The sequence below is a fragment of the Paenibacillus doosanensis genome, from assembly GCF_025060755.1.
Lineage (GTDB): Bacteria > Bacillota > Bacilli > Paenibacillales > NBRC-103111 > Paenibacillus_S > Paenibacillus_S doosanensis.
Genome location: NZ_JANYUY010000031.1, coordinates 1 through 21,686 on the forward strand (window position 1 = coordinate 1; position 21,686 = coordinate 21,686).

Annotated in this window: 18 protein-coding genes; 3 read left to right on the forward strand and 15 right to left on the reverse strand. The window is 50.1% G+C overall.

All coding sequences use genetic code 11. The annotated features are described in order from the left end of the window. Window positions 1-137: 137 nt before the first annotated feature. The 6 genes from N0M98_RS20615 to N0M98_RS20640 all read right to left on the reverse strand — a co-directional run bounded on the left by N0M98_RS20615 (window position 138) and on the right by N0M98_RS20640 (window position 7,274). Window positions 138-545 carry a cupin domain-containing protein gene (locus N0M98_RS20615; protein WP_249865161.1) on the reverse strand — a complete coding sequence of 136 codons (408 nt, stop codon included), beginning with the start codon at window positions 543-545 and terminating at the stop codon, window positions 138-140. A gap of 26 nt (window positions 546-571) precedes the next feature. Continuing rightward, window positions 572-1,435 carry an aldo/keto reductase gene (locus tag N0M98_RS20620; RefSeq protein ID WP_249865162.1) on the reverse strand — a complete coding sequence of 288 codons (864 nt, stop codon included), beginning with the start codon at window positions 1,433-1,435 and terminating at the stop codon, window positions 572-574. A gap of 23 nt (window positions 1,436-1,458) precedes the next feature. Beyond that, the gene (locus N0M98_RS20625) at window positions 1,459-2,211 is read right to left on the reverse strand and encodes a carboxymuconolactone decarboxylase family protein (RefSeq protein WP_259619001.1); all 753 of its coding nucleotides are present in this window, start codon (window positions 2,209-2,211) and stop codon (window positions 1,459-1,461) included. Between the two features lie 273 nt (window positions 2,212-2,484). After that, on the reverse strand, window positions 2,485-3,534 hold the full coding sequence (locus N0M98_RS20630) for an NAD(P)-dependent alcohol dehydrogenase (protein WP_259619002.1): 1,050 nt from the start codon (window positions 3,532-3,534) through the stop codon (window positions 2,485-2,487). 409 nt (window positions 3,535-3,943) lie between these two features. Further along, window positions 3,944-5,113: an MFS transporter gene (locus N0M98_RS20635; protein WP_259619003.1), complete on the reverse strand. Its 1,170-nt coding sequence runs from the start codon at window positions 5,111-5,113 to the stop codon at window positions 3,944-3,946. A gap of 622 nt (window positions 5,114-5,735) precedes the next feature. Then, window positions 5,736-7,274 (reverse strand): glycine betaine uptake BCCT transporter, encoded by a 1,539-nt coding sequence (locus tag N0M98_RS20640; protein ID WP_249865165.1) that lies wholly within the window; start codon window positions 7,272-7,274, stop codon window positions 5,736-5,738. Window positions 7,275-7,559: 285 nt separating this feature from the next. Between N0M98_RS20640 and N0M98_RS20645 the strand changes: the two genes are divergently transcribed. Further along, a complete protein-coding gene (locus N0M98_RS20645) occupies window positions 7,560-8,822 on the forward strand; it encodes a mechanosensitive ion channel family protein (protein WP_259619004.1) in 1,263 nt (420 codons plus the stop codon). 160 nt (window positions 8,823-8,982) lie between these two features. On the opposite strand, the gene N0M98_RS20650 is transcribed toward N0M98_RS20645, so the two are convergent. After that, entirely contained in the window at window positions 8,983-9,957 is a 975-nt protein-coding gene (locus N0M98_RS20650; protein ID WP_259619005.1) for an aldo/keto reductase, read from the reverse strand. A gap of 313 nt (window positions 9,958-10,270) precedes the next feature. Between N0M98_RS20650 and N0M98_RS20655 the strand changes: the two genes are divergently transcribed. Then, the gene (locus N0M98_RS20655) at window positions 10,271-11,626 is read left to right on the forward strand and encodes a cytochrome ubiquinol oxidase subunit I (protein ID WP_259619006.1); all 1,356 of its coding nucleotides are present in this window, start codon (window positions 10,271-10,273) and stop codon (window positions 11,624-11,626) included. Beyond that, window positions 11,623-12,642: a cytochrome d ubiquinol oxidase subunit II gene (locus N0M98_RS20660; protein ID WP_249865169.1), complete on the forward strand. Its 1,020-nt coding sequence runs from the start codon at window positions 11,623-11,625 to the stop codon at window positions 12,640-12,642. Before N0M98_RS20655 ends, N0M98_RS20660 begins: the two co-directional genes overlap by 4 nt. A gap of 101 nt (window positions 12,643-12,743) precedes the next feature. Here the strand turns inward: N0M98_RS20660 and N0M98_RS20665 are convergent, their stop codons facing one another. From N0M98_RS20665 to N0M98_RS20700, 8 genes are all read right to left on the reverse strand, one after another. Next, window positions 12,744-13,565 carry a putative protein N(5)-glutamine methyltransferase gene (locus tag N0M98_RS20665; RefSeq protein WP_259619007.1) on the reverse strand — a complete coding sequence of 274 codons (822 nt, stop codon included), beginning with the start codon at window positions 13,563-13,565 and terminating at the stop codon, window positions 12,744-12,746. Window positions 13,566-13,679: 114 nt separating this feature from the next. Next, the gene (locus N0M98_RS20670) at window positions 13,680-14,189 is read right to left on the reverse strand and encodes a hypothetical protein (protein WP_259619008.1); all 510 of its coding nucleotides are present in this window, start codon (window positions 14,187-14,189) and stop codon (window positions 13,680-13,682) included. A 55-nt stretch (window positions 14,190-14,244) separates the two neighbouring features. Further along, window positions 14,245-15,012, reverse strand: a complete 768-nt coding sequence (locus N0M98_RS20675) for a zinc dependent phospholipase C family protein (RefSeq protein ID WP_259619009.1) — start codon at window positions 15,010-15,012, stop codon at window positions 14,245-14,247. A 267-nt stretch (window positions 15,013-15,279) separates the two neighbouring features. Next, window positions 15,280-16,362 (reverse strand): Gfo/Idh/MocA family protein, encoded by a 1,083-nt coding sequence (locus tag N0M98_RS20680; RefSeq protein WP_259619010.1) that lies wholly within the window; start codon window positions 16,360-16,362, stop codon window positions 15,280-15,282. A 263-nt stretch (window positions 16,363-16,625) separates the two neighbouring features. After that, the gene (locus N0M98_RS20685) at window positions 16,626-17,345 is read right to left on the reverse strand and encodes a response regulator transcription factor (protein WP_249865174.1); all 720 of its coding nucleotides are present in this window, start codon (window positions 17,343-17,345) and stop codon (window positions 16,626-16,628) included. Between the two features lie 150 nt (window positions 17,346-17,495). Next, on the reverse strand, window positions 17,496-19,298 hold the full coding sequence (gene pnpS / locus N0M98_RS20690) for a two-component system histidine kinase PnpS (RefSeq protein WP_259619011.1): 1,803 nt from the start codon (window positions 19,296-19,298) through the stop codon (window positions 17,496-17,498). An 80-nt stretch (window positions 19,299-19,378) separates the two neighbouring features. Beyond that, window positions 19,379-19,936, reverse strand: coding sequence for a bile acid:sodium symporter family protein (locus N0M98_RS20695; protein ID WP_259619012.1), 558 nt, complete (start codon window positions 19,934-19,936; stop codon window positions 19,379-19,381). Between the two features lie 133 nt (window positions 19,937-20,069). Beyond that, window positions 20,070-21,602 (reverse strand): fumarate hydratase, encoded by a 1,533-nt coding sequence (locus N0M98_RS20700; protein ID WP_249865178.1) that lies wholly within the window; start codon window positions 21,600-21,602, stop codon window positions 20,070-20,072. Window positions 21,603-21,686: the final 84 nt, after the last annotated feature.

Below are 21,686 nucleotides of genomic sequence, written 5' to 3' on the forward strand. Positions count from 1 at the left end.
TATTACTTTCGGGGGAGCCCCCGGATATTCACAGGAAATAGCTGCGCATCATTTCCTAAACAACAAAAAAATACCGTAAGATGTTTAAACCATCTTACGGTACGAACAATTACTCCCATTTGTACGACATTCCGAGCTTAAAGCTTGTTATATTCCTCGTCTGTTACGGGTTCCAGCCATTCCGGTTTGCCTGCCGTGATTGCGATGTGTTCAAACCAGCTGTCCTTTGCAGCACCGTGCCAATGTTTGACTCCATCATGGGTGACAATAACATCGCCGGCTTTTAAAAATTGAGCAGGCTTGCCTTCTTCTTGATACCAGCCTTCGCCGCCGGTTACTAATAAAAGTTGAAATCCATCGCGATGAATATGCCAATTATTTCTGCATCCCGGTTCAAAGGTCACATTCCCGACGCCAACATTCACTTTAGGATCGGCAATTAATGTTTTCAGATAACTTTGCCCGACAAAATATTGCGCAAATGCTTCATTTTTTTCGCCCGCTGGGAAAATGACGCCATTTTTTACTTCTTCATGCTTTGCCATTTTTACGCCTCCAATAAATATCTGATTTACTTTAATTTCCCGCCAAATACCGGAAAGAAGCTGTGCTCGCCATAATTCTGGATGTGCTCTACCTTCTTCAAAGTCTCCATATCCGCATCGCTGATCACAAAATCAAGCTCCGCATTGATTCTCATATGATCTGGATTTGCCGTCTTAGGAATGACTACAAGACCAAGCTGGATATCATAACGCAGGCAAAGCTGGGCAACAGATACGCCGTACTTATCGGCTATTACCTTAACCTCAGCATGATCAAGGACTGCGCCGTGTGCAATGGGCGAATAGGCTTCTACCAGGATGTCATTCTTCCGGCAGAACTCAATGAGCTCCAACGGAGTATTGCTCACATGCGCCAAAATCTGATTTACCATAGGCTTGATCTCACAGCTTGCCAAAATATTCTCTATATCATCCTGAAGGAAGTTAGAAAGGCCGATTGCCTTTACTTTGCCTGCCATATAAGCATCCTCCATCGCTTTCCATACTTCCTTGTTTTCCTCGAAGTAACGGTTCTCCTCACGGAACTCCTTCCAAGGCTGCGGGCTGTGGATAATCAGAAGGTCAATGTAATCGAGTTCCATTTTTGCTAAAGACTCATTAATGGACTGCGTAACGGCTTCATAGGTCTTTAATTCTGCAGCAACCTTTGTCGTGATGAAAAGCTCTTCTCTTGCGATACCGCAAGAACGGATTCCTTCGCCTATACCGGCTTCATTCATATAAGCCTGAGCCGTATCAATATGGCGATATCCGATAGATACCGCATCGCGCAATGCCTGTGCCGCCTGTTCATTGTCAAGCAGCCAGGTGCCAAGACCTAATTGGGGAATCTCTACGCCATTCGATAATTTGTAAGTTTCGTTAAACATGCTTTTGTCTCCTTTGCATTCAACTACTCCGGAATGATTTCATTGACGCAGGCTAAAGCGTTTAATGTTCTCGGAAAGCCCATATAAGGAAGACAATGAGTGAGGGCTGAGATCATGGTTTCCTTGTCATTGCCCACATTCAGGTTACCCTGTACATGTGCCTTCACTTGACCTTCTGCGCCGCCAAGGCTGCTTACAATACAGAGAGTCAACAGCTCTCGCGTCTTTAAATCAAGACCGCCGCGGGTATAGAAATCGCCGAAGCAGAAGGCGGAAAGGTAATCTTGAATATGCTTTTGGTTGGACGGGGCATTCTCCCGCATTTTTGCAATGACATCCCCGAAAATCTCCACCTGCACGGCAAGCCCTTTGTCTAAACGATTATCTTCGTCCACCTGCTTCTGGCTTTCAAGCGGCAAGGTAATATTTCTGGCTTTGAAAACTTCATTGACCTCATTAATGGCGTTTAACGTTTTGGGGAAACCAAGGTATGGCGCACACTGGTAAACGGCTTCTTTGATTTCCACCGGTGTGAGTCCGACGTTCAGCGCGGCAAGAGTATGAGCTTTGAGCTGCGGTAAGGTTTGATTGGTTGCAAGCACCACGAGAGTAATAAGCTCGCGCTGTTTGTTATCCAGACTGCCTTGATAAAAAACTTCCCCAAAAATGAAGCGGCTCAGGATGTCCTGAAAATCAGGATCGGCAGCATAGGCCGCCGGCACTTCATCGCCGAAGAGTTGTTTGTACGTTTCTCGGCTCTTTTCAATTCGATTCATAGTTAAGCCTCCTGCTTGTTTTTTGGCAGCTGAATGAGACCCATGCAGCTATACTAAGCCGCAGGATGGAGCCGTACATGCTCAGCATAATCCCGGAGACTTCCGGAGCCAGCGCAACGAGATTAAACTGCGAATCCGGATCGATCCGTCATAGTATTATTCATTTAATTCCGCCCATATCCCGGCTTTTTAAGCAAAGTAACCATACGATTATTTCCAAGTGAAGAGGCACACCTGTGTAGGCGTGCCCTTCATATTTGTAAGGATTACAATTTACTCATTCTCCATCGTGCTGATGTCGATTACAAATCGATACCGGACATCCGAAGCCAGCACGCGCTCCCAGGCTTCATCGATCTGCTTCGCGGAAATCACTTCGATCTCAGGAGCGATGTGGTGTTCTGCGCAGAAATCAAGCATTTCTTGCGTTTCGCGAATACCGCCGATCATCGAGCCAGCAAATGACCGACGATGACCGATAAGGGAGAATACGTTGACGGACAACGGCTCCGCCGGCGCACCGACGTTGACCAATGTACCCTCCAGCGCCAAAAGCGAAAGGTAGGCGTTAATATCAATCTGCGCGCTCACAGTATTCACGATGAGATCGAAAGAACCGGCCAACTTCTTAAACGTCTCAGGATCGCTTGTGGCATAATAATGGTCTGCACCAAGCCGCAAACCGTCTTCTTTTTTCTTCAATGACTGTGATAAAACCGTAACCTCCGCCCCCATGGCATGAGCAAGCTTCACAGCCATATGTCCAAGACCGCCAAGCCCGACAACAGCTACCTTCTTGCCAGGGGCGGCTCCCCAATGACGCAGTGGCGAATAGGTTGTGATACCGGCACACAAGAGCGGTGCGGCAGCATCAAGCTCCATCCCGTCAGGAATTGTAACCACGAAGTCTTCGGTTACGACGATATGGGTGGAATATCCCCCTTGCGTATATTGCCCGTACCGATCGATGGCTGCATAGGTGCCCGTATTGCCGCTAAGACAATACTGCTCCTCTCCCTTATGGCAGTTAACGCACTCGCCGCAGGAATCGACCATGCAGCCTACCCCTACCCGGTCGCCGATGGCATGCTTGGTGACTTTCGAACCAACCTGGGTGACGATACCTGCAATCTCGTGGCCTGGAACGAGCGGATAGTTCACTGGTCCCCACTCGCCGCGAGCCGTGTGAATATCGGAGTGGCAAATGCCTGCGTACTTTATCTCAATGAGGACATCATGCGGCTGAAGGTCCCTACGCTCGATTGTGGTAAGTTTAAACGGGCCTTCCGGACTGAATGCAGCTCGCGCATGAGCAGTAATCATATATATAACCTCCTATTAATTCCGAAAAATAATCAACACCTGTTAATAATTATAGATTAATTCATGATACTATCAATGGTTAAAAGAGAGTGATTCGTTGATTATTAAACAATTTAGTACAAACTGTTTATTATTTTCGGAAGGTTCCTTTGGGATTTTATAGTGATCCAATCGAATCATAATTGGATTCTGTATAGCTTATCGTCACTCTGCTGCGGAGTACCGATAGACTCCGTTGCTTGCTCGGGTGTTCTGGGAGCACTTGATCACCGTACAGGCACTTGATTCAATCTGAAAGCCATGTCCGGTTGCTGAATTCGCGGCCGCGCAACACAACCTTGTTAGTATAAACCTCAACGAACAAGCCTTGCACAGCATCTTTCCTTACATTCTCGTACTTGGTAATTCATCACGAGACCGATTGTTGAGCAGGGGTAAGCATGTAATGTCTTAGTAAAATGACGGCCGTGCTTAATATCAACGAAAGTAATCCCGCGATTACGACGTATTGCGTACCCATCGCTGAAATAAATAGCCCGCCTACGGCCGTACCCAAGGTTGTCCCTACATTAGCTGATGTTAAAAACAAGCCGTTAGCGAAATCAGGCGCTTCCGGAGCTGCGGACATCATTAAATATTGATTGATATTGCCTCCAATACCCGCTACGATCCCCCAGATTAAAGTCATGACGGCGACCGGGACGCTAAGCTTTCCAAAGAAGAACAACATGATGTACACGGCTCCCAATACAAATGGAAGAGCTGCGACGGATCTGACAGCATGGTTCGTAAGCAGCCTGCCTGCGACCACATTACCGATAATATTGGCTCCACCGTACATGAATAACATGAAACTGATCGAATTTGAAGACATATTTGTCACTGTTTTCAAATACTCCGCAAGATAACTATAAACTCCAAAAACGGATGAATTCAATAAAATGACGGCCGCTATGGAAACCCAAGTGATTGCTTTTTTTAATACGGACAGTTGAGCCCCATAAGACTGCCTGCCCTTTACAGGCATAGAGGGTATAAATAGCAATGTAGCCAAGAATACAAGGATATTGACAACAGCAAAGAATATCATTGCCACTTCTAAAGAAGCCGCACTGGCAAGAAAACTGGCGATGGGTACACCGATGACCATGCCGGCCGATACGCCAATAAAAACTTTGGAAACTGCTTTAGGAGCTTCTTCCTCGCTGACCGAGTCGGCAGCTACGGTTAACGCCAATGAACAATATACGGGATGAAAAAAGGCCGGTATGACGCGAGCAATTAAGGCAACGGCAAAGTTTGACGCAAAAATGGAAACCACGTTTCCAACTACGAAAACGCCAAGTACGAGTAGCATGACCTTCTTCCGGTTGATTCCCGAAAACAATAACGGCATGGTTGGACCAGACACGGCTACAGCTATGGCAAACAGACTCACCAGCCACCCCGCCCGGGAGATACTTACGTTATAGTGTTCCGCAATGGAAGGCAATATCCCGATCACCCCCATCTCGGTATTTAAAATACCGAAAATGCCGACAGACAATATAAAAATAAGCAAATGGTTTCGGTTTTGCAAACTTATAGCTCCCTCTTCGGATAATTATGAATCCTGTTTCAAGTTTCAAGATATGCCTATTTTTTGAAGGTGAGCCAAGTAAGCGTCGGATACTTGCTCGCGGGATGTCTTCGTGTTGCAAACTTAATGTATGCCCTAATGTAAAGTGTTCCTCCATGGTGACTCTGCCGCACATCCAAGCTTTCGCCTCATAATGCTCATGAATTTTTTTCGTATATATCTGTGAAGTCGGCGTCTCGCTCTACTTTCAAAAAATTCCCGGCGATTTTCCCCATCCAATGAAGTTGCCATGTGGCAAACAATATAGGGCCTCTCCATACTTGCAGCTCCTTTGCGCAATAATGTATTTCTTATCAAGCACCGGCTTCATGTAAATGAACATTGATTGTTTAATCAACTCACGATTATAATTCTAAACAGAATCCCAATGCTTGCAATAATTAATTACCCACGATGTGTGGATTAATCAACAATAAATCCATAATTGCCGATTATCTAACAAATAGCGAACTGCACCCTAATTGTTAGACACAAGCTAACAATTGGGGTGCAGTTTTTCGGCCATAACAATAGCCACAAACGCTGGCGCAAACAGAATGGGAAATCTCTAAACCATCAGCCGTTATTCTGTCTGTTGTGCTTCTTTTGTTACCAAGCGCTCTACTGCTCTACGAAACTCCAGTTCCCTCTTCTTGCTTTTTCGCAATTCTTCTCTAAGTGATCTCATTAAAGAAACACACATCAGTGCCATAATAATGGAAAACGGAAGCGCGGTAACAATCGAAGCCGTTTGCAATGCATTAAGCCCCTGGCTCAGCAGCAGGACGAGGGCGATCGCCGATTGTGTTAGCCCCCATGTAATTTTAATTTTCCTAGACGGGTCCAGACTTCCGTTGGAAGAGAACATGCCCAACACATAGGTCGCTGAATCTGCCGAGGTGACAAAGAATGTAATAATGAGCAGAAGCGAAAGCATTGCAAGCATTTTACCGAAGGGCAAGTGGCTTAAAGCAGTAAATAAAGCGGCGGTCATATCCTTACTCACAGCTTCCGACAGCTGGATTCCCTCCATGATCTGCTCATGCAAACCTGTTCCTCCGAATACCGAAAACCAGACGAAGCTGAAGAGACTCGGTATGAAAAGAACGCCCAGTACAAATTCCTTGATCGTTCTTCCTTTCGAAACTCTTGCAATGAACATACCGACAAAAGGCGCCCAGGCAATCCACCACGCCCAGTAGAACAGCGTCCAATTGCTAACCCATGTCCCTTGAGTGAATGGCGTAAGCCTCAAGCTCATTTGAATTAAATTTTGCAAATAGCCGCCTACGGTTAGCGTAAAGGTATCCAGCAGAAATGATGTAGGTCCAAGAATGAACGTACATACCAGAAGCCCCAGCGCTAGAATCAGGTTAGCGTTACTCAGTAGCTTTATTCCTTTATCCAGTCCGGTAGTGGCAGAGAGCAAATATAGCAAAGTCAACACAATCAATATGACGATTTGGACACTGACATGATTCGAGATGCCTAATATAAATTGAAATCCTCCATTAATTTGCAGCGTTCCAAGCCCGAGTGAAGTGGCTACGCCAAAGGAAGTAGCAATAATAGCCAGTATATCGATTAATTTTCCTAACGTCCCATTAACTCTCTCCCCAATTAGCGGGAATAAAGTTTGGCTTATGAGACCCGAACGTTTTTTTCTAAATTGAAAATAAGCAAGAGTCACTCCCACAACCGAATAGATGGCCCAAGGATGAAGTCCCCAATGAAAAAACGCGTATTGCATAGCGAGCCTTGCCGACTCAACAGACTGACTTTCCGCACCTTGCGGCGGTGTCGTATAATGGGAAAGCGGCTCGGCTACGCCCCAGAAGACCAGCCCGATTCCCATTCCAGCGCTGAACAGCATGGCGAACCAGCTCAGATCGGAAAATTCCGGTTCATCCTCATCATGGCCCAACCGAATCTGTCCATATTTGCTAAAGGCCAAGTAAACTACAAAGATTAAAAAACCGAAGGTCACAAATAAATAAAACCATCCGAAGTTGCTTGTTGTAAAAGCCAGAAATTGATCTGCCTGTTTGACCAAACCTTCCGGATTCATCATGCCCCATAATACGAACGCGGCAATGATAAGGATAGAGACGATAAAAACCATAGTATCCTCCGTTAAAGAAGCTTCGCGCTTGTTTCGTTACATTTTTTCCTGCGGTCTTCCGAAATATTCAAGCAAAAGCAACATATCCCTCAGCTAAAACGACATTATGTTGTTATTCGCAGACATTATTCCTGCGGTTAGGAGGACAAGCTTATCTGAATAAAGCTTCTGCAGTGTCAGGCTTGTAATCATTGACGGGTTTGGACCGTTCAGGTAAGATAGTAGGTAATAAACTCCCACTTGTGCGTATTACAAGGGGGACTTTTTATTTTTCAGGAGGCGATTATGGAATATATTACAAAGTTACTTGAGAGTATGGGTTTCCATGGAGCTGCAACTGTTTATCTTGCCGATGCAATATTGATCGCTGGGATCGCTTTGCTTTGTATCTTTGCCAATTATGTTACGAAGGGAATTGTACTGAAGCTTGTTACTGCGTATATACGAAACCACAGTCGGACGACTTGGAATCATTACATTCTAGAACATAAAATCATTCAGAGGCTCTCTCATCTTGTACCGGCCATCATTATTTACTATTTCTCTTTTTCGTTCCCGCTCTATACGTACTTAATCGCGAAGGGCGTCTTCGTCTATATGATCATCGTGATGATGTTCGTGCTGGATGCGCTGCTGAATGCCATCAACGATATCTATATTACCTATGAAATATCCAAGACCCGGCCCATTCGCGGCTATATACAGGTCGTTAAGATCTTTTTATTTACGATCGGCGGCATTCTGGTCATCTCCAATTTAATCGGTCAAAGTCCTCTGATCTTGCTGAGCGGCATCGGCGCTTTATCGGCTGTTCTGCTGTTAATTTTCAAGGATTCCTTGTTGGGGCTGGTTGCCGGCGTCCAGTTGACGGCCAATGACATGGTCCGGGTTGGCGATTGGATCGAGATGACTAAGTACGGGGCTGACGGTGACGTGATTGATATTTCCTTAAATACCGTCAAGGTACAAAACTGGGATAAAACCATTACTACGATTCCGACGTACGCCCTAATCTCGGACTCGTTCAAAAATTGGCGGGGCATGCAAAACTCCGGCGGCCGCCGGATTAAACGCGCAGTTTATATCGATGTAAGCAGCATAGCTTTCTGCACACCGGAAATGATTGAGAAGTTTAGAAAAATTCATTTTCTGAATGAGTACATTGCTCGTAAAGAAGCAGAAATCGATCAATACAACCAGGAAAACGGTATTGATCGTTCCGTAAGAGTGAATGGCCGTGCGATGACGAATATAGGCGTATTCCGGGCATATATCCAGAGCTATATAGAGCACCACCCCAACATCCATGAGGGAATGACTCGTATGATCCGGCAGTTGGCTCCAGAGGAGACAGGAATCCCTTTGGAAGTTTACGCTTTTACCAATGACATCAACTGGGCTGTATATGAGGGCATACAATCTGATATTTTCGATCATATTCTTGCGGTCGCGCCGGATTTTGGTCTACGGATCTTCCAGAACCCGACCGGCCATGATTTGAAAAGCATGGTACAGGATGAATCCGAAAAAATGCTGTTACGAGGATAGCCTATCTGAACGTATCGTTATTAAGACATAGATGATGCCAAAAGAGCCGTTCGAGCTTATACATAAACGAACGGCTCTTGCTTTATTCTTCCGGCCACATTCCCAATGAGTGATGGCGGCGATCATGGTTTCACAGGCACATCACCTTCCTTAGGCGGAATTATGAATGCCCGACGACTCGGTGCGGTACATACGGTTCCTCCAAAAACGCAATCTCTTCAGATGTTAATTTAATGGAAAAGGCAGCTTCCGCATCCTCGAGATGGGAAATCTTCGTAGCCCCGACGATGGGGGCGGTTACCGGTTCTTTGTGCAACAGCCACGCCAGTGCGATGTGAACACGGCGAACGCCATGTTTTTCCGCAAGAACCGCGACGCGGTCGACCACCAATTGATCCACGTCCGCTGCGGCATCGTATTTTTGTTTTGCAATTTGATCGGTATCGGCCCGATGCGTAGATGCCTCCCGCGCTAATCTTCCTCCTGCGAGCGGGCTATACGGAATGACCCCGATTTTTTCTTCCTTGCAGAGCGGCAGCATCTCCCGCTCCTCTTCGCGGTAAATGAGGTTTAAGTGATTTTGCATAGATACAAATCGAGTCCAGCCGTTTTTCTCGGCTATATGCAACGCCTTTTGGAACTGCCATGCCCACATGGCGGAAGCGCCGATGTATCGTGCCTTACCAGCCTTGACTACATCGTGAAGCGCCTCCATCGTCTCTTCGATGGGCGTGTTATAATCCCAACGATGAATTTGATACAAATCGACGTAGTCGGTTTTCAATCTCTTAAGGCTCTTATCGATTTCGCTCATGATCGCTTTGCGGGAAAGGCCGGCGCCGTTGGGCCCTTGATGCATCCGTCCATGTATTTTAGTGGCGATAACAACTTCATCGCGGTTTGCATAATCCCTGAGTACGTTTCCAACGATCTCTTCGCTCGTTCCCTCAGCGTAGACGTTTGCTGTATCAAAAAAATTAATTCCAAGCTCCAGTGCCTTTTTTATGATTGGGCGAGCGCGCTCCTCATCGAGCACCCAACGATGATGCCCCTTCTCCGCGTCGCCGAAGCCCATACAACCAAGACAAATCCGGGACACATCCAAACCGGTATTCCCAAGTTTCGTATAATCCATTTCGTTGTTCCTCCCTTATTTGCTTAAATAAAAATCAAATGGGCGATTTTATGAACGCTGCTTGTTTTATCAACTCACGTTTTAGTCTAAACAGAATCAACATGCTTGCAATAATCAATTCCTCGCGATATGTGGATTAATCAACAAACGATCAATAATTGTCGATTATTTCGGCAAGATCATCATTTTGTAACGATAAGTTCACCTCCGTTTCACAGATTATGTGAATTAAATCACAATGATCATTTATACTAACGTAAAGGGAATAGGTAAACAATAAAACCATATCCTACCTTATAAGGAGTTGATGATCATGATGACCTACGACCCGGTGGTGTACAGCCGCATTTTAACGGGGCTCACGCTCGGATTTCACATTATTTTCGCTACGATCGGTGTCGGCGTTCCCGTAATGATCGCCATTGCCGAGTTTCTCGGGATCAAGCTGAAGGACCCTTATTACACTTTGCTTGCGCGGCGCTGGGCGCGAGGCTTCGTCATTACCGTCGCCGTCGGCGTCGTGACCGGCACCTCGATCGGTCTGCAGCTCAATCTGCTGTGGCCGAGCTTTATGCAAATCGCCGGTCAAGCTATCGCGCTGCCGCTGTTTCTGGAGACGTTCGCCTTTTTCTTCGAAGCGATCTTTCTCGGCATTTATTTGTATACGTGGGACCGGTTCCGTAATCCCTGGACTCATTTCTCCCTTGCGCTTCCCGTCATCATCGGCTCTTCGGCATCGGCTTTTTTCATTACCGTGGTGAACGCCTTTATGAATACGCCGCAAGGCTTCAAGCTGTCGGGGCGCACGATCGTCGATATCGACCCGCTCGTCGCCATGTTCAACCCGGCTACGCCGACGAAGACGGCGCATGTGCTCTCTTCCGCCTACATGACGAGCGCCTTCGTGCTGGCGGCGGCGGCCGCCGTATCGCTGCTCGCCGGAAGGAAGCATATCTACTACCGGAAAGCGCTGAAGCTGACGATGCTCGCCGGGCTCATCTTCTCGCTGCTGACCGCCTTCATCGGCGATCTGTCCGGCAAATTCCTCGCCGAATACCAGCCGGAGAAGCTGGCCGCGGCCGAATGGCATTTTGAGACGACCGCCCGGGCCTCTCTCGTCGTCGGCGGCGTATTGACCGAGAACCAGGAAGTCCGCTACGGACTCAAGCTGCCGTATGCGCTCAGCATCCTCGCGTTCGGCAAGCCGAACGCCGTCGTAACGGGACTGAACGATATACCGGCCGACGAGCGTCCGCCGCTGTATATCCACTACTTGTTCGACATCATGGTCGTCATCGGCAGCCTGCTGATCGTGCTCTGTATCGGCTACATTCTATTCTCCCGCAAGGCGCGGGCGGCTAAGGGGCAGGCGCTGCCCCGCTGGCTGCTGCGCTGCATCGCGGCATCGGGACCGCTCGCCATGCTCGCTATCGAATGCGGCTGGATCTTCGCCGAAGCCGGACGTCAGCCGTGGATTCTCCGCGGCTATATGAGAACGGAGCATGGAGCGACGACGGCCGCTCATGTGGACTGGATGCTGCTCTTGTTCTCGCTGCTGTACATGCTGCTGGCCGTAACCGTCTGGGCCGTGCTGCGCAAGCTGTTCCGCACCAACACGGCCGAACAGGAAATGATCAGCCGCGGCATCGAAGGAGGCAAACCGAGATGAATATCGAGCTCATCGGCATTACGGTTCTATGGCTATTTCTATACGGATACCTGATCGTCGCATCCATCGATTTCGGGGCCGGTTTCTTCAGCTATTACAGCATGATCACCGGACGGAAGCATCTCGTTCACGGCATCATCGAACGCTACTTGTCGCCGGTCTGGGAAGTGACGAACGTCTTTCTTATTTTCTTTATGGTCGGCATGGTCGGATTTTTCCCGGACACCGCCTATTACCTCGGAACCGGCCTGCTCATTCCGGGGAGCATAGCGATCGTTCTGCTCGCTATCCGCGGCTCCTACTACGCCTTCAGCACATACGGAGCGAAGGACAACCCGGTCTACCTGCTGCTGTACGGCAGCAGCGGTCTGTTCATCCCGGCCTCGCTGTCCATCGTGCTGACGATCTCGGAGGGCGGCTATATCGAGGAACGGGGCGGTCAGGTCGTCCTACAATACGGCAGGCTGTTCACAAGCCCGTACGCCTGGTCCGTCGTGATTTTATCGCTGGTCAGCATTCTGTTCATCTCCGCCTCCTTCCTGACCTACTATGCGGACAAAGCGAAGGATTACAAGGCGATGGAGGTGCTGCGCGGCTTCGCCATCGGCTGGAGCGCGCCGACCATTCTGGCCAGTCTGCTCGTCTTTTTCTCGATCCATGCCCACAGCCCGTGGCATTTCGAGAGAATGATGGAACTGGCCTGGATGTTCGCGCTCTCCCTTCTCTGCTTCCTGGTCGCAACGTATTTGATCTGGCAGCGCAAGCGGCTGGGCGTCGCCTTCATTATGGTCATGCTGCAGTTCGCCTTCGCCTTCTTCGGCTATGGCGCGGCTCATCTGCCCTATATCTTGTATCCGCTCGTCACAATCCATGCCAGCGTCACAAGCCCTACGATGGGCGTCGCGCTCATTATCGCGTTCATCGCCGGCTTGCTGCTGCTCATCCCTTCGCTGTATCTGCTGATGCGCTTGTTCCTGTTCAGCGCTTCTTATGTGCAGGGTAAGAACGGGAAATAGTTATCGGGGCGGCACGTTGCGGGGGACCAGCAAAAAACAAACCGGAGTCGGACAAGGACATCCTTCGTCTGCCTCCGGTTTGTTTGCATTGACGTTGATGTTCATAAATCATCTCTTCCATTCATACGGTCTGCCCGTGTCCCGATAATAACCGTAGCATCTTCTTCTTCCGATCGTACCATTGTAGAGCGAAGTCCGTATTGAGCCAAAAGCTCTGCGGCCAATGGCGCCTGGCGCTCGCTCGTCTCGATCAGAAGACAGCCGTTCCGTGCAAGCCAGGATGGTGCGGCGGCGGCAATTTTGCGCAAAACGTCAAGGCCGTCGGAGCCGCCGTCAAGAGCAACCAGCGACTCATGCTCCCGGGCTTCCTGAGGCAGAAGCTTCACAGCCTCGGTCGGCACATAGGGCGCATTGGCTATGAGCACATGAACCCGGCCGCGAAGCTCATCCGGCAGCGGTGCATAGAGATCGCCTTCGTACACGAAGCTGCTAACGGATTGGATATTACGTCGGGCGCAGCGCACCGCGACCGGATCGATATCGACGGCATGCAGCTCGATACGCTCCGACGCTGACGCTACAACGGCCCCTATCGCTCCGCTGCCGCAGCACATATCCACCACGACGGCTCCCGGCTGAACGAGGGCAGCCGCTTGCCGGGCCAAAAACTCGGTTCGATACCGCGGCACAAAAACGCCCGGGTCCACTTGAATCCGCAGGCCGCAAAACTCCACCCATCCGATTAAATACTCGACGGGAACTCCGGCGATTCTCCGCTCCACCCATGCAGCGAGCTGCTGAGAAGTCGGCGCAGACGAGATGAGAAGCCGCGCCTCATCCTCCGCAAAAACAGAGCCGGCATGGCGCAGCTTGCTGACGATTTCCGAATAAACAACGTTTTCATTAAGCTCATAATTATGCACAAATCATCCTACTTTTTATGGGGATTGTATCTTCAGTATACCTTCCGCTCCTTCCTATCGGTGTGTAGAAAAATAGTATAATGAAACTATACCGCCCCGCTTCAGCCATCCGATTTATTTGGCAGATCCGTCAATTATCGTCTCATAATCGTCGAGCCCCGATGCCATCAGCCACTGACCGTTTACATATTCGATCTTTATAATCGCTGTGCCGTACGGGTCGTCAAGCACCGTTGTATCTAACGTAATTTCGGCGGCATGATCTTTCTGGCTCTTCACCTTGGCGGTATCGATCAAAAATTGGGTCGCCCATCCGTGCCCCCCGTTTTGCGTGTTCACGTACAGCCGCCCCTCATAGTCCTTATAGAGAGGCAGACCGGTATCCGTCGTTTCCAGATAACGGCTATACAATTGCTTTTGAGCGGTATCCCGGGTGAATACTTGCTCGACCACTTTCTTTAAATCCGCTATCGAGTTGACACTACTGGTATCGATTCCCGACTTCCATTTATCCCCGTAGATCCGTCGATACTGCTCCTCGCCCGGAATCGTCTGCGACGCATCCTCTTTAAACGCCCCGGAACCGTTAAACATGCCTGCAACGATATCTACCGCCTTCGGCAAAAGCTGGGTGAGAATCTCCTTAGCTTCGTTGTCCGTAAGAGCCGCATTTGCTTCATCATTTGTTCCGGCGGCGGTTTTTATTACTTCTGCTTGACGGCCCTCGTTGATTTGTGAATTTTCGCAGCCGATACAGCCAGCAAGTAAAACAAATGTTGCTAATAACAGAAAAATGGTGATTTTGGTTATCCTCATCCATCCGCCCCCTTAAGGATATAGCTAATTGAGATTGCATCCAATAAGCAATTTCATCAGCGGTTTCGTCAATAAATACTCGCACATTAGAGTCTTTCAAGTATTGATTGTCGAATGACGGTTCATTTTCGGGATTTTTCAGCCACATGAACAATTTCCGTCTCCATGTATCCAGTTCCTCTAAGGTATATAGGTCAACCAATTCATAAAGTGCGGCTCCGACTACTTGTTGTTCGATAACGTCTCTCCAGAGAACGGTTCGTTTGAGGTGAAAATCATACTTGTTTTCTTCATTCCAAATAGCTTGCAGGACGTTTTTATTCTGATTGCTGATCTTGCGTTTATACTTACCCCATAGGTCATCTGCAATAATATGACTGAGATATCCTAATAAAAACATAGTATATCCAGCATCTTTATCATATTGAACTCTATTGTCATAAAAATCGATTAATCCAGGCCATTCAGGATAGCTTCCCATACCATCGCGCAAGTGAGACTTCGCTTTGGATAACTTATCTTCCCTGAACTGTACAGCATCCGGGGCAATGCTCCCGAGAAAAAAATCATGTGGAGGATGTCCTCCAAACATTTGAAAAGCAATCGAGAAATGTATCATCGGCCATGGCATCTTAAAATCCTTCCTTTTCTCCCTCAGACATACTTGAGTGCTGCCACATATTGAGACTGATTAATGAAGCTTGCCAATCCCTTCGGCCGTTCATTTACTATCACCCGGTTCCCCTCCTGAGCCATCCATTCACCCTCCCCTTGGTAACAGCCATTTTACCACAATTTGGATTAAACAGGCGATAAGGCGTTAAGAAAAAACGGAAACGCAAAAAAGCCCGGACACCTTCATCAGAAGGCCATCCGGGCTGTAGACTGTAAGGCTGTATTAGTCGAAATAAACCGCTTTGCCGGTTTTCGACGATTCGTAAATAGCTTCCAGAATTTCCGAGACGACGCAAGCCTGCTCCGGCGTAACGACCGGCTCTTTATCCTGCTCGACCGCTTCCAGCCACAAGCGCGCCTCCAGATCGGCCGGGCTTTCTTTTTTCCCGTCGTAGAAATCGACGCCCTTGGCATCCAGCTGAATTTCGTTCATGAACAAGCGGCTGTGCTTTTCGCCGTTAATGCGCAGACCGTCCTGCATGTCGGCCCCGCCTTCGGTGCCGCACAGCGTCGTTTTGGCTTCGCCGGTTTGCAGCATATTGATCGCCCAGCTCGATTCCAGCACGATCGTCGCGCCGTTTTCCATCGTAATCATGCCGAAGGCGGAATCCTCGACCGTAAACTTCTCAGGGTCCCAAGAGCCCCAAGCGTTGGCGGCGTTTTTCTTCTGGGACAGCTTGTGGAAGGCCGTACCTAGCACCGCTTTCGGCTTGTAGTTGTCCATCATCCACAAGGTCAAATCGAGCGCATGCGTGCCGATATCGATCAGCGGACCTCCGCCCTGCTTCTCTTCGTCCAGGAATACGCCCCAAGTCGGAACCGCGCGGCGGCGAATCGCATGAGCCTTCGCATAATAAATATCGCCGAGCTCTCCGTCGGAACAAAGCTGCTTCAAATACTGGCTGTCGGAACGGAAACGGTTCTGGTAACCGATCGTCAGCTTTTTGCTTGTCCGCTTGGCCGCTTCCACCATGCGGCGGGCGTCGGCCGCCGTCTTCGCCATAGGCTTCTCGCACATCACATGCTTGTCCGACTCCAGGGCGGTGATCGAGATATCCGCGTGGGAATCGTTCGGCGTACACACATGCACGATATCGATCGTGCTGTCTTTCAGAAGTTCCCGATAATCCGTATATACTTTCGCGTCCGGAGTGCCGAATTTCTCGGCGGCTTCCTGCGCTCTTTCCTCTACAATATCGCAGAACGCAACCATTTGGGCGTTGCTTTGATTTTTCAGTGCCGGCATATGCTTGCCGTTAGCGATTCCACCGCAGCCGATAATGCCGATTCTAAACGTTTTTGCCATTCCTATGTTCCTCCTTCGGAATCCTGAACTAATTAGCTTATGAGCCTGTCTTCTTGCTTAGCCCTAGTATATTGAAGATAGGGGGAAAAAGATATTTCTAATCTGGCTAACATTATATGCAATTTTGCCATCCTTTCCAGTCTGAAAGACTTCACCGGACTATTGTTTCCAATCTGATGCAAAATTTGTCGCCGATTTCCCGGGAAATGGAATTTCGGACGTAAAAAAAGAAGCCTCCGGTGCGAGACGCTTCTTCTTCTGCCTTATGCTTTTTTGATTGCGGTTGCGACCAGCTTGTAGCCGACCCCGCGAATCGATTCGATCTGCACGCTCTGCTGATTCATCTCCAGCTTCTTGCGCAGGGAGCTGACATGCACATCCACCGTGCGCTGGCCGCCGATATAATCGAAGCCCCATACGATATTCATCAAATCGTCCCTGGTCACGACGACGCCCGGGCGCTGAACAAGATAGAGCAGCACCTCGAACTCCTTCGGTCTGAGCGGGATCGACTCCCCGTTCAGCATGACCTCGTACTTCTCCGGATAAATGTACAGATCGCCGACCTGAATGACCTTCTCTCCCGCCGCGCCTTTGTCCTGAAGCTGGTCCTCGGACAATGTTCTGCGTAAAACGGCGGAGACGCGGGCCAGCAGCTCGGCCACTCCGAACGGCTTCGTAATATAGTCGTCCGCACCGTATTTCAAGCCCTGCACGACTTCCTCCTCGGCATTGCGCGCCGTCAGAATGATCACCGGCGTTTTGTTGCCCTTCTGGCGCAGCTTGGATAAAATCTCGAAGCCGTTAAGCCCGGGAAGCATAATATCTAAAATGATCAGATCAAACTGCTGCTGAAGAGCGGTTTGCAGCCCTTCGCTCCCGTGATCGATCACCTTCGTTTCATAGCCGTCTTGCGATAAATTATAAGATAGCAGTCTTGCTAGCGTAGGCTCATCTTCAATAACTAAAATTTTGTGCGGCATGGGAATCCCCCGTTTTAGTTTCTATATGACAAGCTTATCATAGCACGGTTTTGTTGGCAAAATGTAAAGTTTTTATTAATTTATTGTAAAGCGGCAAGGGCAGGGAAGCGCCGGCTTATGACGCCCTGCCCCTGCCGCAGCCGCTAGCGGTCAATGGATGACCGGCAGCTCGACGATAAACTTCGTCCCCATGCCGACCTCGCTTTCCACGCGGATCGTTCCTTTGTGCAGCTCGACCAAATGCTTGACGATGGATAGACCAAGCCCCGTACCGCCCGAACTGCGGGAGCGGGCTTTATCCACTCGGTAGAACCGCTCGAAGATGCGCGGCAAATCCTTCTTCGGAATCCCGATCCCCGTATCGGAGATCGTCATCTGAATCCGCTCGTAGTCGCCGCTCGGACCGTAGCTGCCTTCTACCGGCTCGACCTTGACCCTCACCTTGCCGCCTTCCGGCGTATAATTGACGCCGTTAGACAGCAGGTTGATCAGAATTTGCCGCAGCCGGTCCTCGTCGGCTTCGATGTACATCTCTTCGTCGACCTCCATCGCCAGCTCGATCGACTTCTTCTTCGCTTCGGCGTTCATCACGTTCAGCGCATTGGCGACAAAGGTATGCATATGCACCGGCGAAAATTGCAGCGGAATCCGTTTCGATTCAATCTTCGACAGCTCCAGAATGTCGCCGATCAGCCGGTTCAGCCGCTCGCTCTCGTCGAAAATAATTTGCAGAAACGATCTCGCCGTCTCCTTATCGTTCAGCGCGCCGGCGAGCAGCGTCTCGGCGAAGCCTTTCACCGCGGCGATCGGCGTCTTGAGCTCATGCGACACATTCGCGACGAATTCGCTGCGCATCCGCTCAAGTCTGCGCACCGCCGTAATATCGTGCAGCACGATCAGCACGCCGGCCCATTCCCCTTCTCCTACGGAAAGGGGGCTCAGGTTGATCTCCAGAATCCGCTCCGACGGATAGTAGAAAATCATCTCATCGCGGATATGCTCCTTAGAATCGATGCATTCCTGAATCAGCTGCGTAAATTCGTACTGCTGCTTCGCTTCGTCGAATTTTTTGCCGAGCAGCTCATGGGAGGAGAAGCCGACAATCTCCTCCGCCGAACGGTTAAGCAGCACAATCTTGCCTTCGCGGTCGATCATCATCACGCCGCTGATCATATTTTCCAGCACGCTCTTCAGCCGGCTCTCGTCCTCCAAAATCCGGTTCATCTGCAGCTGCAAGCTGTCCGCCATGCCGTTGATCGCCTGCCCGAGCTGTCCGACCTCGTCCTTCTTGCGGATATGAACTCTCGCCTTGTAATTCATATTCGTAATCTGGTAGGCGACCCTCGTAATCATCTCGATCGGGCGCGTCAAACTGTAGGCGATCCGGTAGCTGATCAGTCCGGCGATAATGAATACGGCCAGCAAGCCGATGAGCACGCCGTACCATACTTGGCGGATCGAAGCGTCGACATCCTCCAGACTCATCGCTAGACGCAGGAAGCCCTGGATTTGACCGCCTTCCTTCACCGGTACCGCCGCATACAGCATATTGCGCTGCAAGGTGACGCTGTAGCGCATATCCGTGCCGAAACCGCCGCTCTGCATCGCTTCGGCGACTTCCTTCCGGCTCAAATGGTTTTCCATATCCTGCGGATCGTGATCGGAGTCGCCAAGCACCTTGCCGTCGGCGCGGATGTAAGTGACGCGGGCGTCCGCCGATGCCTTGAGCCGGTCGGCCTGCTCCGTGAAATAACGGATCTGCTCCGCCTCCGTTCCCGATTGTCTCCAGTCTATCGTCACGAGAATGACTTTGAGTTCCCGCTCCATATTCGTTTTTAACGCATCGATATGGGATTCCTTCAGCATTCGGGCCATGAACAGCCCGGCGGCAAGGACGGAAGCCCCGATCAGCACTATAAATATCAATGTAAGTCTTGCCCGGAATTTTTGCATCGTTCCTTCGGTTCCCTCCGTATGAGGCGCGGCAATGATACCCCCGCTGGAATCATTCTTGTGTAAAAAGTAAACATACCTTAGTAGCGTAGCTGTTCGGAGATCGGAACGCCAGTTAATTTTTTGTTAAGACGGGTTTCGAATTTTTTCAAGCACCAGTAATTCAACGGCGCGCAGACCGGGGCCGACCACTCCTTGAACCGGTGCCGCGACAGCTCGTTGACGATCACGCCAAGCGCCGTCGGCACTACAATAATTTTAACCAAATCGAGCATAACCTTTACATGATCGAATGCAATATCCGCCCCGAAAAACAGCGATACCTCGAACGGTATGACAAACGGGCTTAATGCGGAATCAAGCACGATCATCGACAGCGCGAGCGGTACATTGCCCTTGGACAAACCGACCCAAATGACCGAGGATACACCCAGGGGAATGACCGTGAACAGCACGAATCCGACGACATACGGAGAATGCGAGCCGAAAAAAGCGCTGCCCAGCGCATACGAAACGACGGGCGCTATAATATGGGCAGCGGTGAAAATGATCAGCATCGGGACAGGCATCCGAAACGCCTGCTTGATCTGGCCCCAGCTGCAGCCGGTCGCCATCACGAACGTCAAATAAGCGAACAAATACGGCGCCCAGGCCGTCAGTCCGTTAAGACGGGCAGAAAAAAGAAACCCAAGTATCAGAGATACCGGGACAATGAGGGACAAATATTTTTCTATACCGGCGTTCAGCCGGATTCCAAAGGTTCTCATTGATTTAAGCGAATACAGGCTCTTTAAATTGCGCGAGCTTCTCCAGCGAGTTTTTATCGACTTCGGCGTGCAGGCTGTTGCCGTGGGAATCCATCGTCACAATCGCGGCGAAGCCTTCGGTTTGCAGATGCCACATCGCTTCAGGCGTGCCGAACTCCATAAAGTCGACGCCGCTTACTTTCTTGAAGCATTGCGCGTAATACTGCGCCGCGCCGCCGATCGCGTTCAAATAAACGGCGCCGTGATCCTGCAGGGCAGCCAGCGTTTTCGCGCCCATGCCGCCTTTGCCGATCACCATGCGAATGCCGAACTTCTTGATGATCGTTCCTTGATACGGCTCTTCCCGGCTGCTGGTCGTCGGGCCGGCTGCCTTCACATGCCATTCTCCGCTCTCATCCTTCGCCATAACCGGACCGCAGTGGTAGATTGCAGCGCCGTTCAAGTCGACAGGGGCGTCGTGATCCATCAAATATTTGTGCAGCGCGTCGCGCCCGGTGTACATAGGTCCGTTGATGATTACGACATCGCCTACACGCAGCTGGCGAATCTGCTCTTCCGTTACCGGCGTTTGCAGTACGACTTCGCGGCGTTCGGACGTTTCAGAACTTGCTGCGGCTTCCTTCTTCATCGATACGGTGTTGCCGTTCGGATATACCCATTCCTTGATGCCGCCGGTGTTCGGATCGAGCAGAACGCCTTGTCTGCGGAACGCCCAGCAGTTGTAAGCAACGGATACGAAGAAGCTTGCCGGCAAACGGTTCATCACGCCCACCTTACAGCCGAGCAGCGATACTTGACCGCCGAAGCCCATCGTGCCGATGCCGAGCTGATTGGCGGTTTCCAAAATGTAATCCTCCAGCTTGCGCAGATCCTCTATCGGGTTCTCGTCGTCTACACGGCGGAACAATTGCTGCTTGGCCAGCTCGTAGCCGCTTGTCCGGTCGCCGCCGATGCCCACGCCAATGAAGCCCGCGCTGCAGCCCTGACCTTGCGCTTGATATACCGCGTGCAGAATGCATTTGCGGATACCGTCGAGGTCGCGTCCGGCTTTGCCGAGCCCTTCAAGCTCCGTTGGAAGGCTGTATTGAATGTTCTTGTTTTCACAGCCGCCGCCTTTGAGGATCAGCTTCACTTCGATCTCGTCCTGCTCCCACTGCTCGAAATGAATCACGGGCGTTCCGGGTCCGAGATTGTCGCCGCTGTTAGCGCCGGTAAGCGAATCTACCGAGTTGGAGCGAAGCTTGCTGTCTTTGGTCGCTTTGGCAACCGCTTCGAGAATTTGCTTCTTCATGACGATTTGGTTGGCGCCTACGGGACAATGAATAACGAAGGTCGGCATTCCCGTGTCTTGACAGATCGGCGAGACGTTGCACTCGGCCATATCGATGTTATCGGCAATCGTAGATAATGAAATCGCGGAACGGGTTCCCGCATCCTCCCGCTCTTGGGCGGATTGGATCGCTTGCCGGACGTCGGCCGGAAGATTCGTCGATGTCTCTACGATCAGGTCGTAGATGCTCTGTTGAAATTGCTGCATGAATAAAATCTCCTTTCCAAAATAAGCCCTGCGTCAATTCTATATATGATGGCACATAAGTATATAATAGCATATTCCGCCATG

Bases quoted from the DNA above. Each gene is read 5' to 3' on its own strand.
- N0M98_RS20615 (WP_249865161.1), bottom strand. From the start codon at position 545: ATGGCAAAGCATGAAGAAGTAAAAAATGGCGTCATTTTCCCAGCGGGC.
- N0M98_RS20620 (WP_249865162.1), bottom strand. From the start codon at position 1,435: ATGTTTAACGAAACTTACAAATTATCGAATGGCGTAGAGATTCCCCAA.
- N0M98_RS20625 (WP_259619001.1), bottom strand. From the start codon at position 2,211: ATGAATCGAATTGAAAAGAGCCGAGAAACGTACAAACAACTCTTCGGC.
- N0M98_RS20630 (WP_259619002.1), bottom strand. From the start codon at position 3,534: ATGATTACTGCTCATGCGCGAGCTGCATTCAGTCCGGAAGGCCCGTTT.
- N0M98_RS20640 (WP_249865165.1), bottom strand. From the start codon at position 7,274: ATGGTTTTTATCGTCTCTATCCTTATCATTGCCGCGTTCGTATTATGG.
- N0M98_RS20645 (WP_259619004.1), top strand. From the start codon at position 7,560: ATGGAATATATTACAAAGTTACTTGAGAGTATGGGTTTCCATGGAGCT.
- N0M98_RS20650 (WP_259619005.1), bottom strand. From the start codon at position 9,957: ATGGATTATACGAAACTTGGGAATACCGGTTTGGATGTGTCCCGGATT.
- N0M98_RS20655 (WP_259619006.1), top strand. From the start codon at position 10,271: ATGATGACCTACGACCCGGTGGTGTACAGCCGCATTTTAACGGGGCTC.
- N0M98_RS20660 (WP_249865169.1), top strand. From the start codon at position 11,623: ATGAATATCGAGCTCATCGGCATTACGGTTCTATGGCTATTTCTATAC.
- N0M98_RS20675 (WP_259619009.1), bottom strand. From the start codon at position 15,012: ATGCCATGGCCGATGATACATTTCTCGATTGCTTTTCAAATGTTTGGA.
- N0M98_RS20680 (WP_259619010.1), bottom strand. From the start codon at position 16,362: ATGGCAAAAACGTTTAGAATCGGCATTATCGGCTGCGGTGGAATCGCT.
- N0M98_RS20685 (WP_249865174.1), bottom strand. From the start codon at position 17,345: ATGCCGCACAAAATTTTAGTTATTGAAGATGAGCCTACGCTAGCAAGA.
- pnpS (WP_259619011.1), bottom strand. From the start codon at position 19,298: ATGCAAAAATTCCGGGCAAGACTTACATTGATATTTATAGTGCTGATC.
- N0M98_RS20700 (WP_249865178.1), bottom strand. From the start codon at position 21,602: ATGCAGCAATTTCAACAGAGCATCTACGACCTGATCGTAGAGACATCG.